We start from the raw sequence: 16,863 nt of genomic DNA, 5'->3' as shown, positions 1-16,863 counted from the left end.
GGCCCCTAATGCCAACACAGCGCGACGCTGCCAAAAATTGTTTTTCATCGGTCTCATTCTGCCCGTGCGGGCACCAGAATTTCACGCTGTCCGCTGCCGCTCATGGCGCTGACCAATCCTGCTTTTTCCATGTCTTCTACCAAACGGGCCGCACGGTTGTAGCCTATTTTGAGATGACGCTGAACCAGCGAAATGCTGGCCTTTCGGTTTTTCAAGACCACTTCCACGGCTTGGTCGTACATCGGGTCTTTTTCGGCGCTATCACCCTCGCCCAGCATGCCCCCATCATCGTCTGTGGTGCCGCCTTCAAGCACACCTTCAATGTAGTCGGGCTCACCTTGGCTCTTCAAGTAACTGACCACGCGGTGCACCTCTTCGTCACTCACAAAAGCGCCGTGCACCCGAATCGGAAAGCCAGTCCCCGAAGGCATGTAGAGCATGTCGCCCATGCCCAGCAAGGCTTCAGCCCCCATTTGGTCCAGGATGGTTCGGCTATCGATCTTGCTGGACACCTGAAAGGCAATGCGCGTCGGAATGTTGGCTTTGATCAAACCGGTGATCACATCCACGCTGGGCCGTTGAGTGGCCAAAATCAAGTGAATGCCTGCCGCACGGGCCTTCTGGGCCAGCCGGGCAATCAACTCTTCAATCTTCTTGCCCACCACCATCATCAAATCGGCCAGCTCGTCAATGACCACGACGATGTGCGGCAAGCGCTTGAGCGGCTCGGGATCGTCCGGCGTCAGGCTGAAAGGGTTGTAAATGAACTCCTCGCGGGCGGTGGCTTCGTCGATCTTTTGGTTGTAACCCGCCAAGTTGCGCACACCCATCTTGCTCATCAACTTGTAACGCTTTTCCATTTCGGCCACGCACCAGTTGAGGCCATGCGCGGCTTGGCGCATGTCGGTGACCACGGGGGCCAGCAAGTGAGGGATGCCTTCGTAGACCGACATCTCCAGCATCTTGGGGTCGATCATCAAAAGGCGCACATCGCGAGCTTCGGCCTTGTAAAGCAAGGACAAAATCATGGCGTTGATACCGACCGACTTGCCCGAACCGGTGGTACCAGCCACCAGCACATGCGGCATCTTGGCCAGATCGGCCACCACCGGGTTGCCAATGATGTCCTTGCCCAGGCCCATGGTCAGCATGGACTTGGCTTCGTTGTAGACCTGTGAGCCCAAAATCTCACTCAACTTGATCGACTGGCGCTTGGCGTTGGGCAACTCCAGCGCCATGAAGTTCTTGCCTGGAATGGTCTCGATCACCCGGATCGACACCAAACTGAGAGAACGCGCCAAATCTTTGGCCAAATTCACCACCTGCGAGCCTTTAACGCCAGTGGCGGGCTCGATTTCATAGCGCGTGATCACCGGGCCAGGCGCTGCGGCCACGACACGAACCTCCACACCAAAGTCCTTGAGTTTCTTCTCAATCAGGCGGCTGGTCATCTCCAAAGTTTCATGGGACACCGTTTCTTGCCGAATCGACAAACTGTCGAGCAAAGCAACTTGCGGCAACTTGCTGTCCGGCAAGTCATTAAAGAGCGGTTTCTGACGCTCTTTCACCACCCGCTCACTGCGCGGGACCTCCACCACTGCAGGCTCGATGACCCGAGGTGCTCGCGAAGCAGCGGGAGCTGGTTCAGACAAAGAAGGCAAATCTGCCGGGGCACTCGAAACAAGCCCTGCAGGCACGTCTGCATCCCATCGCGGCTCAATGGCCAAAGGAGACAGCGCCTGTTCCCTTTCTCGCAAAGCCTGCTGCCCTAAAGCCAGATCCTCTTGCAATTCGCGCTTGACATGACGCGACTGAACCAATCCATCCAGCCAACGCCCAATGCCCTCAGCCAACTGTCCCCATGAAAAACGAAAAACCAAGGCAGCACCGAGCAAGGCCAGGACAATGCACACCAAAGCTGAGCCGGTAAAACCCAACCATGTGACACTCAAATGCCCCACCAAGTAACCCAAAACTCCCCCACTGTGCCCAGGCAAATGGGCTTCAAACCGGTGCAGTCGCGACCATTCAATGGCCGTGCTGGACAACATGAGAATCAACAAACCTGCCCAGAAAACCAGCGCACTGCTGCGCCAATTCTTCAACTGCGAAGCCTTGGCTTGGGCCTGCACGGCAGCCCCACCCCGAATCCACCGAGCCAATGCCATCAACCAGATTTTCAAACCTGCGGCAACACACCACCACACCGAAAAACCCAACAAAAAGTAGGCCACGTCAGCCACCCATGCCCCGGCCCCGGCCAACCAGTTTTTAGCCACAACTGATTGTCCCGATGTGGACCATGCAGGATCATGAGGGTGGTAACTCCACAGCGACAAACCCAACATCAACAAAAACAGTGCCCCAAAAATCAAAGAGATTTCCTGAGCAAAACGAATCCACCAGCTTCTTGAATCGGGAAGCTGGTTGGCCGATGCCGCATCGGCTTTTAAATGATTCAGTGAATAAGTCATATCAGATGCCTTAAGCTTACCCGATCACAAAAAGGCAGAGCACCTGCCTTACAACAGGTCAAACCTTGTCTCACGATGGTTTTGGAGGTTTCTTACAATGCCGTTCAAGACGCCGTCAGGCCCCTTTGTCATTCAACCGCTGCGCTCACCAGATTGCCGAACATGTCCACACCCACCCAACACGCCCAAGTTCTGATTCTCGGCTCCGGCCCTGCTGGTTACACCGCGGCCTTGTATGCCGCCCGAGCCAACCTCAAGCCCCTGCTGATCACTGGCATGGCCCAAGGCGGCCAACTGATGACCACCACCGAGGTCGACAACTGGCCTGCAGACGTCAACGGCGTGCAGGGCCCCGAGTTGATGCAACGCTTTCAGGAGCATGCCGAGCGTTTCAACACCCAGATCGTGTTTGACCACATTCACACCGTCAAGCTTGAACAGCGCCCCTTCACCTTGATCGGCGACAGCGGCACCTACACCTGCGACAGCCTGATCATTGCGACGGGCGCTTCTGCCAAATACCTGGGTCTGCCTTCCGAAACCGCCTTCATGGGCCGTGGCGTGAGCGGCTGCGCCACTTGCGACGGTTTCTTTTACCGCGAGCAACTGTGCTGCGTCGTCGGTGGCGGCAACACCGCCGTCGAAGAAGCCCTCTACTTGTCCAACATTGCCAGCAAGGTGTATTTGATCCACCGCCGCGACAAATTCAAGGCCGAGCCCATCTTGGTGGACAAACTGATGGAAAAAGTCGCTGCAGGCAAGATCGTGCTCCAAACCTTCCAGACGCTGGACGAAGTGCTGGGTGATGCCTCCGGCGTGACCGGTGTGCGCCTGAAAAGCACCGTAGATGGAAGCCTGCAAGACATTGAACTCAAAGGCTGCTTCATCGCCATTGGCCACTCGCCCAACACCGACATCTTCCAGGGCCAACTGGAACTGGAAAACGGCTACATCGTGACCCAAGGCGGATTGAAAGGTTTTGCCACCCAAACATCGGTTCCTGGCGTGTTCGCCGCAGGCGACGTGCAAGACCACGTTTACCGCCAAGCCATCACCAGTGCAGGCACAGGGTGCATGGCCGCGCTGGACGCCCAGCGCTTCTTGGAACAGAACCACAGTTAATTTCTGGTTATAATTCAAGGCTTTGCTGGATCTGCCCCGACTTTTCGACGGGGATCACAGAAACAGCGATCTGGGATACCGCCACCCATCTTGGCGAGGTGAGGCTGGAGCGCCAAGCCCCATGCAAGTCTGCATGAGGCACATCGGCACCGGCTGTTTTAAAAGTATCGGAGTGTCCTCATGGCACGCGTTTGCGACGTAACGGGCAAAGGCCCAATGACGGGAAACAATGTTTCCCACGCCAACAACAAAACCAAGCGCCGGTTCCTGCCGAACTTGCAATACCGTCGTTTCTGGGTTGAAACAGAAAACCGTTGGGTGCGTCTGCGCGTTTCCAGCGCTGCTCTGCGCCTGATCGACAAAAACGGCATCGATGCCGTGCTCGCAGACCTGCGCGCACGCGGTCAAGCCTAAACCCAGAACATTAGGAGTCATACACCATGGCAACCAAAGGCGGACGCGAAAAAATCAAGCTGCAATCCACAGCTGGCACTGGTCACTTCTACACGACCAGCAAAAACAAGAAAACCATGCCCGAGAAAATGTCGATCATGAAGTTCGACCCCAAAGCTCGCAAGCACGTTGAGTACAAGGAAATCAAGCTGAAGTGATTCGGCCTGAGCTTTGCAACAAAAAACCCGCCTTTGGCGGGTTTTTTGTTGCCTGATTCAATCCCCATCAAGTTGCAGCCAAAGCCTTCCCTGTCGCAACTCAAACCATCGAACGGCCAAAAGACCCAGTTCATCGTCCGTTAGCGGCATACGGATCTGGCCCGTTGATGTTGACATCAACGCTTTCGTGCAGGAGCGGTGCCCTCGCCGCGATGTAGCACCCCGCCGCGAAAACGACACCCACCCTCACTGATGTGCAGAAAAAAAGGGCCCGAAGGCCCTGTGCGAGTCGCGTCTGAAAATGATCAGGCCGCTTGACGCACCGCACGCAACTTGACGGAAAAGTCGCGCAATGCAGAAATACCACTTTCTTCGGCGCGTCGGCACCAAGCCTGGAGGTCCGCCGCCAACTGCTCACGCGAGTGAGAAGTGTTGAGCCAAATTTGACTCAATTCTTCACGCATTTGCACCATTTTGTCGAGAACTGGACTGGCAGCACGGGCCAACTTGAGCTGTGCTTGGGCCGCTGCGGGCACTTTGGCGGCGTCACGGTGCAACCATCGCTTGGCGGTTTGCAAAGCGTCTGCATCCAATTTGAGCTTGCCTGCCTCTTCTTGCATGACGGCGCGGACATTGCGTGCATAACCTGCCATGACTTCGTAGCGGTTGGCAATCAAGGCTTCCAAAGTCTTCTCATCAGCCACAGGGCGAATGTCGCCATAAGCCAAACGCGGAGGTGTTTTCTTGACGGTGGCCATGCCCATGGTTTCAAGAATTCGGATGTACAACCAACCAATGTCAAACTCGTAGGGCTTGACCGACAACTTGGCCGAGGTCGGGTAAGTGTGGTGATTGTTGTGCAATTCTTCACCACCAATCAGAATGCCCCAAGGAGAAATATTGGTGCTGGCGTCATGCGCCTCGAAGTTGCGGTAACCCCAGTAATGAGCAGCGCCATTGATGATGCCAGCGGCTGTGATGGGGATCCAGGCCATTTGCACCGCCCAAACGGTCAAACCCAAGAAACCAAACAGGGCCACGTCGATGATCAACATCAAGGCAACACCCTGCCACGAGAAACGGGTGTACAAGTTGCGCTCAATCCAATCATCGGGTGTGCCATGACCAAAACGCTTGATGGTTTCCAAGTTTTTGGATTCTTTGCGATACAGCTCGGCACCGGTCAAGAGCACAGTTTTGATGCCGTGCACATGTGGACTGTGAGGGTCTTCTGCCTGCTCGCACTTGGCGTGGTGCTTGCGGTGAATCGCAGCCCACTCCTTGGTAACCTGACCCGTGGTGAGCCACAACCAGAAACGAAAAAAGTGCGAAGGAATCGCATGCAGGTCCAAGGCACGGTGGGCCTGGTGACGGTGCAGAAAAATGGTGACGCTGGCAATCGTGATGTGGGTCAGCCCCAAGGTGATCAACACCATCTGCCACCACGAAAAATCAAACAAGCCATGACCCATCCAATGAATCACAGAATCCAAAAAGGCCCAATCAGGCAACAACATGAGTTTGTCTTTCTACTGACGCCTGATTTCAGGCAATTTGGTCATTTTAAGTTTATTGAACTCAAAAGAACAGAAGTTTCGACCGAAGCCGATCCAAGGTGTGACAGGATCAAAAATTCACTTTCTGTCCCAGGCTGCAGCAAAAAACCCATCCGTGGCATGGCGATGGGGCCACAGCCTCAGGAATGTGCCGGGTGGCGAGGCATCGGGGTGGGCATCGCCCGATGGGGCCGGTGAGCACAGGCTGGCTGCGTGAGGCACTTTGAGCCTGTCGAGCTCTTGCGCCACGTTCAAGGGGACAAAGTCCGGGTTGGCGGCGCTGAAGGCTTGCGCGATCAACTCGTTTTCTTCGGGCAACACGCTGCAGGTGGCATACACCAAACGGCCGCCCGACTTGACCATGCGCGAAGCGCTTTGCAGGATGGCTTGCTGCTTTTCGGTCAATTCTTGAACAGCTTGGGGCTTTTGTCGCCATTTCAAGTCGGGGTTGCGCCGCAAAGTGCCCAAGCCCGAGCAAGGCGCATCGACCAGCACGCGGTCGATCTTGCCGGACAGGCGCTTGACGCGTTCATCGCGCTCGTGCGCAATGGCCGCCGGGTGCACATTCGACAGGCCACTGCGGGCCATGCGGGGTTTGAGCGCATCGAGGCGGTGGCCGGACACGTCAAAAGCATACAAACGACCGGTGCTGCGCATGGCCGCGCCCAGCGCCAGCGTTTTGCCGCCCGCACCTGCACAAAAGTCCACCACCATCTCACCCCGGTGCGCATCGACCAGCAAGGCCAGCAGCTGCGAGCCTTCGTCCTGCACCTCGATCGCACCCCGAGTGAAGGCCTCGGTTTTTTGCAAGGCGGGTTTGCCTTGCAAGCGCAGGCCCCAAGGTGAATAGGGTGTGGGCTCAGAGGCAATGCCCGCTTGCGCCAGCTCTTTTTGGATGTCGCTGCGCTTGGTTTGCAGCATGTTCACGCGCAAGTCCAGCGTGCCGGGCTGCTGCAAATGCTCAGCCAAGTCCCAAAAATCTTCACCCAATTGGGCTTGCAGGGCTTGCGCCATCCACTCGGGCAGGTTGTGGCGGTGTGGGGCCATCAGGGCGTCGGCCGGAATCGCGTCGCAGGTGGCCAGCCATTTTTTCTCTGTGTCGTTCAGGGCTGAGGCCAGAAAATCGCGTGGGCCAAAAAAGCCCAAAATGGCCAGCTTGCGCTCTTTGGGGCCAGAGCCCGAACGGGCCAGCTGCTCAAACAGCAGCTTTTTGCGCAACACCGCAAAAGCGGTTTCGGCCAAGGTCGCGCGTTCGCGGGGGCCCAAGGAGCGGTGTTCGCGAAAATAGCGCGACACCACAGCGTCGGCAGGATGTTCAAATTGGAGGACCAGCCTGACCAAATCGGCACAGGCGTCTAAAAGGGCTTTTGGATGCATAGGGGTGTATTGTCCCATTCCTGCCCGGCCCGCAACGCTCTCAACAGGAAACTCATGTCCGAAACTCTGCCCTCACTGATCGAAACACCCAAAGGCTTGTACCGTCATTACAAAGGTGGTCAATACCGCGTGCTGGGCACCGTTCGCCACAGCGAAGACTTGCAAGCCATGACCCTGTACCAGGCCCTTTATGGCGAACAAGGCCTGTGGGTGAGGCCCGCAGCCATGTTCACAGAAGTGGGTGAATTCAATGGACAGGTACAGCCTCGATTCGTGCGAATCGGTGACTGAAACAAGCCGAACTTCGTGGCCTTTTTGGGCCGACAATCAAGTTTCAACACTTCAACCTATGGACCCCCACATGCCCCAATCCGGTCTCATGATGAATCGCCCCTTGCTCATTTCGGGCATTCTTGAACATGGCGCTGCCCAATTTGGCGAGCAAGACATCGTCTCGCGCGAGACGCACGGCCCGCTGCACCGCTACACCTATGCCGATGCGGCCCAACGCGCTCGTCAACTGGCCCATGCCCTGGCGCAAATGGGCCTGAAGGCGGGCAGCGCGGTCGGCTCCATCGCCTGGAACAACCACCGCCACCTCGAAGCGTATTACGCCGTCTCGGGCAGTGGCATGGTCATGCACACCTGCAACCCGCGCCTGCACCCTCAACAGCTGATCTATGTGATCAACCATGCCGAAGACGAAGTGGTGTTGTTTGACGCCACCTTCGCGCCGCTGGTCAAGGGCATTGCCGCGCATTGCCCTCAGGTTCGCGCCTGGGTGTGCCTGGCCGACGCGGCCAACACACCCGCCATTGAGGGCGTGGCCCCTGTGCTCAATTACGAAGACCTGATTGCGCCACAGCCCACAACCTTTGCCTGGCCCGAGTTGGACGATCAAACAGGCGCTGCACTTTGCTACACCTCAGGCACCACTGGCAACCCCAAAGGGGTGCTGTACACGCACCGCGCCATCGTGTTGAACGCCACCACCGGCTGCATGCCCGATGTGCTGGGTCTGTCCACGCAGGAAACCATCTTGCCCGTGGTGCCCATGTTCCACATCAACGCCTGGTGCATCCCTTACGCCGCTTTGGTGGCGGGCACCAAGCTGGTCTTGCCTGGCCCCAAACTCGACGGTGCCAGCTTGTACGAGCTGATGGACACCGAGCAAGTCACCATCAGCGCGGGTGTGCCCACCATCTGGATGGGCCTGATCCAGCACGTCGAACAAAACAACTTGCGCTTTGCCCACATGAAGCGCACCTGCGTGGGCGGCTCGGCCATGCCCATGGCGCTGATCGCCAAGTTCATGGACACCTATGGTGTGGAAGTGCGCCACGGCTGGGGCATGACCGAGACCACCGCCGTGGCCACCATGAGCAACTTGACCCGCGCTGACCGCCTGCGCCCCGCTGCAGAGCAACACGCCATTGTGGCCAAGCAAGGCAAAACCGTCTCGGGCATCGAGATCAAGATCGTCGATGACCACGGCAACACCCTGCCCCGCGACGGCACCTCGCAAGGCGAGCTGATGGTGCGTGGCCAGTGGATCGTGGAGCGCTATTTCAAGGCCGAAAAAACCGCGTTGGTCGATGGCTGGTTCCCCACGGGCGACATCGCCACCATCGACGCGCACGGCACCATGCAAATCCGCGACCGCACCAAGGACGTGATCAAAACCGGCGGCGAGTGGATCAGCTCGATTGACTTGGAAAATGCCGCCATCGGTCACCCCGCTGTGGCCATGGCCGCCGTCATTGGCGTCAAGCACCCCAAGTGGGACGAACGCCCCCTGCTGTTCATCGTGCGCAAGCCGGGCCAAAGCGTCGAGAAACAAGAGATCCTGGACTTTTTGGCCACCCAAGTGGCCAAGTGGTGGGTGCCCGACGATGTGGTCTTCCTCGAATCCCTGCCCGTGGGCGGCACCGGCAAGGTTCAAAAGAACGACCTGCGCAAGGACTACGGCGGCGTGTTCAGTTAAGTGAGCAGTTGACGGGATGCCCGATCGGCATTCCCTGATCCATTTAAAAACGCCATGTGGTTCTCCCTTTGTGGGAGCCCCGCCCTCGGGGCGATGGGTGGTGGTCTGCGAGGCCCTATCGCGGCGGGGGCGCCGCTCCCACAAAAAAAAGTTCATGCGAATGCCATGTGGTTCTCCCTTTGTGGGAGCCCCGCCCTCGGGGCGATAGGTGGTGGTCTTCGAGGCTCTATCGCGGCGGGGACGCCGCTCCTACAAAAAAAAGTTCATGCAAACGCCATGTGGTTCTCCTTTGTGGGAGACCCGCACTCGGGGCGATAGATGGTGGTCTGCAAGGCTCTATCGCGGCGGGGACGCCGCTCCTACAAAAAAAAGTTCATGCAAACGCCATGTGGTTCTCCTTTGTGGGAGCCCCGCCCTCGGGGCGATGGGTGGTGGTCTACGAGGTTCTATCGCGGCGGGGACGCCGCTCCTACAGGTAAGGGCTCAGGCCAGCGCCACCCGGCCGTTGGTCAAACTCTGGCGCTGGGCCGCTCATTCATGCGGTCGCGCCAGGCCTGCAAGGCAGGCATGCCTTCGTCACCGGGCACAAACTTCATCAAACCCCGCGCGAACTCTAAAGCGCAAAACGCGGTGATGTCGGCAATGGTGAAACGCACGCCTGCGATCCAAGGCTGGGTTTGCAGTCGCTGGTCAAAACCCCGCGCGACATCGCGCACCTTCTCGGCCTGAGAGCGGCCGAACTCGGGGAACTGAGGCTTCTCCAAAGCTGCCAAGCCCGGGTGGCTGTGGCGAATCGCGTTGGCAATGCCGCCCAGCAAATACAACTCCACCTGCCGATCGGCCATCTCGATGAAGCCACGCTCATCCCCCTCGCCCATCAGGTTGGGCTCGGGGTAACGGCCTTCGAGCAAGGTGCAAATCGCACGGGTTTCGGTGATCACGCGGCCGTCGTCCAACTCCAACGCGGGCACTTTGGCCAGCGGGCTTTTGGCCAGGTATTCGGGCGTGCGGTGCTCGCCGCCATTCAGGTCCATGTTGACCATCTCGATGCCGGTGATGTTTTTCTCGACCAAAAACATCAGCACCCGGCGAGGGCTGGGAGCGCGGTGGGCGGTGTAAAGCTTCATGTGGTTTCCTTTTTTGAATGGGGTTATGGCACCGTCCCCATGTCATCTCTTGCAGACTAGCACCCACCTGCCATTGGACATGCCACGCAGATGACAAGCCGCAGGAAGGTCCCGACGAAGACACCCGGGCGACACCAAGTCACAGGCCGGACAGGACAAGACCAAGACAACCCTTCCAATTCCCACAAATGACCCTGTTCCACGATCTGAGAAAACGCGACCATGAACTTTGACATCCCACCGGACATTGCAGCCCTGCGCGATCTCACGCGGCAGTTCATTGCCGAACAGGTGATCCCCTTAGAAGGTGACCCGCGCCACGGACCACACGGCCCGTCTGAAGACTTGCGCCAGGAACTGATTGGCCGCGCACGCGCTGCGGGCTTGCTCACGCCACATGCCTCGGTTGACATGGGCGGGCTGGGCCTGAGCCACATCGCCAAAGCGGTGGTGTTTGAAGAAGCCGGTTACTCCAACCTGGGGCCCACCGCGCTCAACATCCACGCGCCCGACGAAGGCAACATCCACCTCATGGAAGAAGTGGCCACCCCCGAGCAAAAAGAGCGTTGGCTGCGCCCACAGGTGGCGGGCCACACACGCTCGTGCTTTGCCATGACCGAGCCCGACCCCGGCGCTGGAGCCGACCCCTCCATGCTCAAAACGACCGCCGTGCGCGACGGTGACGACTACCTGATCAATGGCGTCAAGTGGTTCATCACTGGCGCTGAGGGCGCCCATTACGCCATCATCATGGCCCGCATGGAAGATGGCACCGCCACCATGTTCTTGACCGACATGGACCAGCCCGGCATACACCTTGAACGCAGCATGGACGCCATGGACAACTGCTTTACCGGCGGCCACGGCGTGCTGCGCTTTGACAACTTGCGCGTGCCCGCCACCGATGTGCTGGGCGAAGTGGGGCAAGGCTTTCGCTATGCCCAAGTGCGGCTGGCACCGGCCCGCCTGACGCACTGCATGCGCTGGCTGGGCCAGGCACGGCGGGCACACGACATCGCGCTCGACTACGCCAGCCGTCGCCACGCCTTTGGCAAACCTCTGGCTGAACACGAAGGCGTGGGCTTCATGCTGGCCGACAACGACATCGACCTGCAAACCGCCCGCCTGCACATCTGGCACACCGCCTGGCTGCTCGACCAAGGCCAAAAAGGCGGCTACGAATCAAGCCGCGCCAAAGTGGCTTGCTCAGAAGCCGAATGGCGCGTGGTGGACCGCTGCGTACAAATTTTGGGCGGCCAGGGCATGACCGCCGAAACCCCGGTGATGCGCATTTTCATGGACATGCGCGCCTTCCGGGTTTATGACGGCCCCAGCGAAGTGCACCGCTGGAGCATGGCCCGCAAGCTGGTTTACAAAGCGCAGCAGGCGGTAAAAGCAGCGCCCGTCTATTGATTCGCCCCCTGAAGTCTTGGATCATCAGCAAGCGAAGACTCTTGCAGGAGCCCACCTCTGTGGGCGATGGGCGTGGCACACGCCCTCAGCTTCGCCCTGCAAGCCATCGCCCACAGGGTGGGCTCCAACAAAAATCAAACACATGGCTGGCAAGCACCGTTTCAATTCAATCTTCATGGGTCCCGCCCCATAAAGGCCCCCAGTCAATACCCCTTCATTGATGCGAGCATCCACATGAACCCCTCACTTGAATCAACCCTTGAATTCATCCAGTCGTGCGAGACACCCTGGTCGCGTGACAACTCGGCACCTTGGGGCATTCATGAAGCCGACCCACCTCCCTACAACCGTTTGTATGGCCCCGTCCACGGGCGGGGGCCAGTGTCTGGGGTTTTGTTTCACCAACACCAGTTGCTGGCCCAATGGGGCGAGCCCCACAAGGCCGACCTGACTTTCAGTGTGGCCAAAACCTACTTGGCCTTGCTGGCCGGCTTGGCCTTTGACCAAGGGCTGATCAAAAACGTTCACACGCCTGTTGCCGAGCAATGCCCCGGCATTGGCTTCGACGGCGATCGGCTGTCGCGCATCACCTGGCACCATTTGCTGCAGCAAACCAGCGAATGGGAAGGCACCTGCTTGGGCATTCCTGAACAAGTTGACCGGTACCGCTGGCTGGAATACCAAGCCGGACAAGCCGACGGCAAAAAAGGCGATGCCCGGCCACTGGGTGAACCCGGCTCCCGGTTTGAGTACAACGACGTGCGCATCAACCAACTGTCATTGGCCTTGCTGCACCTGTTCAAGCGCCCACTGCCCGAGGTGTTTGAAGAATTTTTCAGGCAACCCCTGGGGTGTTCAGACCCGTTTCAATGGGTGGGCTACGAGCAAGGCTGGACCGAGGTCAATGGCCAACGCATGATGTCGGTGCCAGGCGGCAGCCACTGGGGCGGTGGCGTTTCCATCTCAGCCATGGACCAGGCGCTGATTGGCCTGATGCTCATGGGGCAAGGCCAGTTCAAAGGCCAACAAATTTTGTCCAAGCAATGGCTGCAGATGATGCAGCAGCCTTGCGACATCGCGCCCTATTACGGCTACCTGATTTGGCTCAACAAAGACGGTGCCTTGTTCAAGGATGCGCCCCGCACGTCCTGGTTTGCCATTGGCGCGGGGTCCTCCATCACCTGGGTCGACCCCGTGCTGGAATTGGTGTGCATCATGCGCTGGATTGACAGTACAAAAACAAACGACTGCATCGCCCGGGTGATGCAGTCGTTGAAACCCTGAAAGGCACTGAGGTTTACTTGGCGAAAAGGCTCTCGGGGTTTGCAAAGGCCTTGAACTCAACGGCATTGCCGCAGGGGTCTAAAAAGAACATGGTGGCCTGCTCACCCACCTGACCTTGGAAGCGAATGTGGGGCTCAATGACAAATTGGGTGCCCGCTTTTTTGAGCTTGTCGGCCATGGCCTCCCACTGGCCCATCTCCATCACCAAACCAAAATGCCGCACAGGCACGTTGTCGCCATCGACCGCGCTGGTGTTGTGGTGACCCGCCTCTGAAGGGCTCAGGTGCGCCACGATTTGGTGGCCATAAAAATTGAAGTCGATCCAGTGCTCGCTGGAGCGGCCTTCGGGGCAACCCAAAAGGTCACCATAAAACGCTCTGGCCTTGGCCAAAGAAGTGACGGGGAAAGCCAAATGGAAAGGTTGCATGGTGTGCTCTGCCTGAAATCAAAAAGACAATTTTGCACCGAACACCGGGTGAAGTGGGGGCATTTACGTGACAGAAGATGCCAGCGCCTGAGACTTGCCCAGTGGGTCCAGATCTGGGTCGCGGTCGTTGAGCTGCGTGAACCCCACCGAAGCCAGCCAGCCGAGGGCTTGTTGTTCGAGTGGGTCTTTGGTCATTTCAATACTTTCCAAGAGCCACCTTTGTCGCCCCCAATGCGCTGAATTTTTCCTTGCTCTTGCATCGCGGCCAAAGTTCGCTCAATGGTTCGCGTGGTTTTTCCCAGCGCTGCGGACAAGTCTGCGATGGTCATATGAGGGTTTATTCGCAATAGGCGATGGATGCCTGCTGGCGTTTTCTCCGACGTTTTCTCCGACGTTTTCTCCGACGTTTTCCCCGGCGCTTTCCCCGGCGCTTTCTCCGGCGTCCAGCCCATCGTCAGCACCGATTGGTCATAAGGCTCAAACGATTCCGTCAATTCCAACGTGCGCCCCTCGCCCTGCCAGCTGGCCAAAATGCGTGGCACACCCGAGCCAGCCCGCTCACCCAGGTTGATCATCAAAAACATCTGTTGCAGCGTGCGGTTGCGGCAGTCGCTCTCGCCACCCCTGAGTGCCTGCGCCACCGGCACGCGCAAAGCGCCGGGGTTACGAAACTCAAAACCCGATGGCCGCCGGATCACCCGCACCGACGCCCGGTCTGAATAATCGGCATGCACCAGTGTGTTGACCAGCGCCTCACGCAACGCCTGGTGAATGGGTGTGTCGTCCACCCGTGTGTCGCCTTTCAGAACAAAAGGCACTTTCAGGTCGGCCGTCAGTTTGCGAATGACTTTGCGATAAAAGTCGAACACATTGCCAGACCAAGTGCCATCGGGCACCACGCGGTCCAGCCAGCGCACCGACGTGTCGGGCACATCGGGTTGTTCTTGGTAATCCACAAAATACAGCGGCGCACATTCCATGATGGCGGGCCACTGTCCAAACATCAGCACCCCGGCCAAAGTCAGGCCGCTTTCATCGGTGTTGCGGTCATCGCGCCACGCGCCCAATAAGCGCAAAAACTCGGTGTCATCCACGCCCACCCACGGGTGGCCCGGCTTGTGGCTGGCAAACTGATTGCGGTACGCATGCAGACTTTCAAGGTCCAGATCGCTCAAGCCAAAGCGGTTGCAAATGCGGGTGTCCCGGCTGTCTTGCACCTGGTCGGCCAGCATGCGCTTGACGGTGTCGTCGTCACACTTGCGGTCGCCGTCGTTCAAGCGGCGGTACGTGTTGCCTAGTGGCTGCCCGTTCAAAAAAACAGGTTTGTCTTTACGGGCCGCTTGCGGCACACGCACAGCCAACACAGTCTGGTCATCCAGCACCAGCTCTTGCACATCGACATCACTTAGCAAATTGGTGCTGACCTTGCCTGGGTTGTTCAGGTTATTGAACAAATCGGCCCGCACCTTGGCCGGATCGTTCAGCCCGGCCACGCTGAACACGCCTGCATTCTCACGAATACCCAACAAAACCACGCCGCCGTGGGCATTGGCCATGGCGGAATACGTGGGCCAAAAATCCTTGGGTACTTCGCCTTGGCCATTGGCACCTTGCGCGGCCTTGCACTCCAGCTCAACGCCTTCGCGCAGCGGCGTGTGACCCAACGAGGCCAGCCAGCCGAGGGCTTGTTGTTGGAGTTGGTCTTCGGTCATGTTCATTGATTTAACATGAGGGCTTCATCATGTAAATATTTTTTTGATTTTTTTACATGACAAGAGCGTCATGTGTATAAATTGCACATGAGACTCTAGCGGGCCAAGGCCTCAAAAAATGCATCATTGATGAAATAGTTCTCACGCCAAACCGGTTGTTCGCGGAGTAAGCCTGCACCAACAAGCAGCCGCAGGTACTTGGTACAGGTAGGGCGAGAACCTAAGCCCGCCTCTTCAAGAAAGCGAACTTTGCAATAAGGATGACGAAAAACCACATCCAAAATGGCGGGCACTTGGACTTTGGGCAATACCTTTTCGGCACCGGCTGCCGCCTCGGCCATCAAGGCCAGCACAGCCTCAATACGCTGGCGGGTAACATGAGCCATCGTTTCGACACCGCGAAGCATGTACAACACCCAAGACTCCCAATCCCCATTTTCTGTAACACCAGATAGCCCCCGGTAATACGCCGCTTTGTTCTCAATGATGTAGCGCGACAGGTACAGGATGGGGACATCCATCAAACCCTCAGCTTGGAGTTGCAGGATGTTCAAAATTCGGCCGACACGACCATTCCCGTCGGGAAATGGGTGAATCGCTTCAAACTGGTAATGCATCACCGCCATACGCACCAAAGGGTCAAGCTCTGAAACGCCGTTGATGAATTGCTCCAAATTGGCCAGCTTGTCACGGATCAACGACTCCCCCTCGGGTGGGCAGTAAACAATTTGCCCACTGATGGGATTGGCCAATTTGGTACCAGAAAGACGACGAACACCATCGTCAGCTTGCTTAACGGTCTGATAAAGCGATTCAAAAAGCCGCGTCGTCAAGGGCATGCCTTGTTTCACCCACTGATGCCCCTGCCACAGAGCATCCTTGTATCGGAGAACTTCCTTGGTCTGCGGGCTAGCGCCCTCGCCATCGTTCGCAAAACCTCGAAACAGATCATCGTTGGTCGTCACAATGTTTTCAATCTCAGACGACAGCTTGGCTTCTTGCAAACCAATGGCTTGGATCAAAACACCTTGATTTGGCAACAGCTTGGCCGCGCCACGCAAATCCGCCAAAGCTGTACGCGCCGCAATCACTTGTTTGAGGACAGCCTTGCTCTCCAACTCTGCCACTGGCGGCAGCAAAGGCAAATCGTTGTACGGTTGTAAGCGGTCAAAGGCCATCGGATTTCCTCATTCGGTCACGAGCATATCAAGCCAAAGCCTGAATCACCGGTCTGAACACCGCGTTCATCTTGACGATGCGCTGCACAAACCAGTCGAGGTAGGCACCCCATTGGGCTTCGTCTTCAATAGGGCTGTCTTGTCGCCAAGTGGCGATGCGACAGGCGTGGGCGTCGGGCAGTTCTTGCCAGTCCAGATCAAAGCCCAGGGCCTGCTCGATGCTGGTGCGTTGCGCCAACAGGGTTTGGTACATCTTCTTGGATTCTGCGTGGTTGATGTAAACCTCCACACCCAGGCGGTCGTCGCGGTAGCTGGCGGTGGGGTTCAGGTTAAAACCTGCGCGGCCAATGGCATTGTTCAACCAATGCTGAGGCCATGGCTTTTGCGGCTTGATCTGCGGTGCGGCCGTGACCAATCTGGCCACCAGCTCGGTCCACAGCTTGATCGTGCCCCAGCAAGTAAATACAAGATCACCGCGTTTAACCATCGAACGCTGAAACTCCTCGGCCTTCTCAGGGGAAAGAAACACCAGTCCATCGTCAATTAGTCTGGTCGATATTTTTGCACTAAGGTTTGAGCCTCGGATAACTGGAACACC

16 protein-coding genes are annotated in these 16,863 nt (G+C 57.7%); 7 read left to right on the top strand and 9 right to left on the bottom strand.

Annotation, left to right across the window (positions count from 1 at the left end; all coding sequences use genetic code 11):
• Positions 1-53: 53 nt before the first annotated feature.
• On the bottom strand, positions 54-2,474 hold the full coding sequence (locus B9Z48_RS01130; protein WP_108376883.1) for a DNA translocase FtsK: 2,421 nt from the start codon (positions 2,472-2,474) through the stop codon (positions 54-56).
• 162 nt (positions 2,475-2,636) lie between these two features.
• Here B9Z48_RS01130 and trxB point away from each other — a divergent pair, with 162 nt between their 5' ends.
• The 3 genes from trxB (at position 2,637) to rpmG (ending at position 4,207) form a co-directional block, all read left to right on the top strand.
• On the top strand, positions 2,637-3,596 hold the full coding sequence (trxB, locus tag B9Z48_RS01125) for a thioredoxin-disulfide reductase (RefSeq protein WP_089953169.1): 960 nt from the start codon (positions 2,637-2,639) through the stop codon (positions 3,594-3,596).
• Between the two features lie 180 nt (positions 3,597-3,776).
• Positions 3,777-4,010: a 50S ribosomal protein L28 gene (gene rpmB / locus B9Z48_RS01120; protein ID WP_026039317.1), complete on the top strand. Its 234-nt coding sequence runs from the start codon at positions 3,777-3,779 to the stop codon at positions 4,008-4,010.
• 26 nt (positions 4,011-4,036) lie between these two features.
• Positions 4,037-4,207, top strand: coding sequence for a 50S ribosomal protein L33 (rpmG, locus tag B9Z48_RS01115; protein ID WP_089953172.1), 171 nt, complete (start codon positions 4,037-4,039; stop codon positions 4,205-4,207).
• Positions 4,208-4,512: 305 nt separating this feature from the next.
• Here the strand turns inward: rpmG and B9Z48_RS01110 are convergent, their stop codons facing one another.
• Positions 4,513-5,724 (bottom strand): acyl-CoA desaturase, encoded by a 1,212-nt coding sequence (locus tag B9Z48_RS01110; protein ID WP_089953174.1) that lies wholly within the window; start codon positions 5,722-5,724, stop codon positions 4,513-4,515.
• Between the two features lie 117 nt (positions 5,725-5,841).
• Positions 5,842-7,140, bottom strand: a complete 1,299-nt coding sequence (locus B9Z48_RS01105) for an RsmB/NOP family class I SAM-dependent RNA methyltransferase (protein WP_108377162.1) — start codon at positions 7,138-7,140, stop codon at positions 5,842-5,844.
• Between the two features lie 54 nt (positions 7,141-7,194).
• Here B9Z48_RS01105 and B9Z48_RS01100 point away from each other — a divergent pair, with 54 nt between their 5' ends.
• Together B9Z48_RS01100 and B9Z48_RS01095 are read left to right on the top strand one after the other, a co-directional pair.
• On the top strand, positions 7,195-7,431 hold the full coding sequence (locus tag B9Z48_RS01100) for a DUF1653 domain-containing protein (RefSeq protein ID WP_108376882.1): 237 nt from the start codon (positions 7,195-7,197) through the stop codon (positions 7,429-7,431).
• A 70-nt stretch (positions 7,432-7,501) separates the two neighbouring features.
• A complete protein-coding gene (locus B9Z48_RS01095; protein ID WP_089953678.1) occupies positions 7,502-9,124 on the top strand; it encodes a long-chain-fatty-acid--CoA ligase in 1,623 nt (540 codons plus the stop codon).
• A gap of 509 nt (positions 9,125-9,633) precedes the next feature.
• Here B9Z48_RS01095 and B9Z48_RS01090 read toward each other — a convergent pair.
• Positions 9,634-10,251, bottom strand: a complete 618-nt coding sequence (locus B9Z48_RS01090) for a glutathione S-transferase family protein (protein WP_108376881.1) — start codon at positions 10,249-10,251, stop codon at positions 9,634-9,636.
• Positions 10,252-10,473: 222 nt separating this feature from the next.
• Here B9Z48_RS01090 and B9Z48_RS01085 point away from each other — a divergent pair, with 222 nt between their 5' ends.
• Both B9Z48_RS01085 and B9Z48_RS01080 read left to right on the top strand, forming a co-directional pair.
• Entirely contained in the window at positions 10,474-11,664 is a 1,191-nt protein-coding gene (locus tag B9Z48_RS01085) for an acyl-CoA dehydrogenase family protein (RefSeq protein WP_108376880.1), read from the top strand.
• 234 nt (positions 11,665-11,898) lie between these two features.
• Positions 11,899-12,948 (top strand): serine hydrolase, encoded by a 1,050-nt coding sequence (locus B9Z48_RS01080; RefSeq protein WP_108377161.1) that lies wholly within the window; start codon positions 11,899-11,901, stop codon positions 12,946-12,948.
• 13 nt (positions 12,949-12,961) lie between these two features.
• On the opposite strand, the gene B9Z48_RS01075 is transcribed toward B9Z48_RS01080, so the two are convergent.
• The 5 genes from B9Z48_RS01075 to B9Z48_RS21500 form a co-directional block, all read right to left on the bottom strand.
• Positions 12,962-13,375, bottom strand: a complete 414-nt coding sequence (locus tag B9Z48_RS01075; RefSeq protein WP_108376879.1) for a VOC family protein — start codon at positions 13,373-13,375, stop codon at positions 12,962-12,964.
• A 63-nt stretch (positions 13,376-13,438) separates the two neighbouring features.
• Complete coding sequence (locus B9Z48_RS21975; RefSeq protein ID WP_255419462.1) at positions 13,439-13,570, bottom strand: hypothetical protein; 132 nt, start codon at positions 13,568-13,570, stop codon at positions 13,439-13,441.
• Positions 13,567-15,087 carry an RNA-binding domain-containing protein gene (locus B9Z48_RS01070; RefSeq protein WP_108377160.1) on the bottom strand — a complete coding sequence of 507 codons (1,521 nt, stop codon included), beginning with the start codon at positions 15,085-15,087 and terminating at the stop codon, positions 13,567-13,569. The genes B9Z48_RS21975 and B9Z48_RS01070 overlap by 4 nt, the downstream gene beginning before the upstream one ends.
• A 95-nt stretch (positions 15,088-15,182) precedes the next feature.
• Positions 15,183-16,265 carry a Fic family protein gene (locus B9Z48_RS01065; protein WP_108376878.1) on the bottom strand — a complete coding sequence of 361 codons (1,083 nt, stop codon included), beginning with the start codon at positions 16,263-16,265 and terminating at the stop codon, positions 15,183-15,185.
• A gap of 28 nt (positions 16,266-16,293) precedes the next feature.
• Entirely contained in the window at positions 16,294-16,794 is a 501-nt protein-coding gene (locus tag B9Z48_RS21500; RefSeq protein ID WP_199233429.1) for a DUF4268 domain-containing protein, read from the bottom strand.
• Between the last annotated feature and the right edge of the window lie 69 nt (positions 16,795-16,863).

This window comes from Limnohabitans sp. WS1, from assembly GCF_003063265.1.
Lineage (GTDB): Bacteria > Pseudomonadota > Gammaproteobacteria > Burkholderiales > Burkholderiaceae_C > Limnohabitans_A.
The sequence above is the reverse complement of the archived record's forward strand: the minus strand, read 5'-3'. Positions and strand labels throughout refer to the sequence as shown.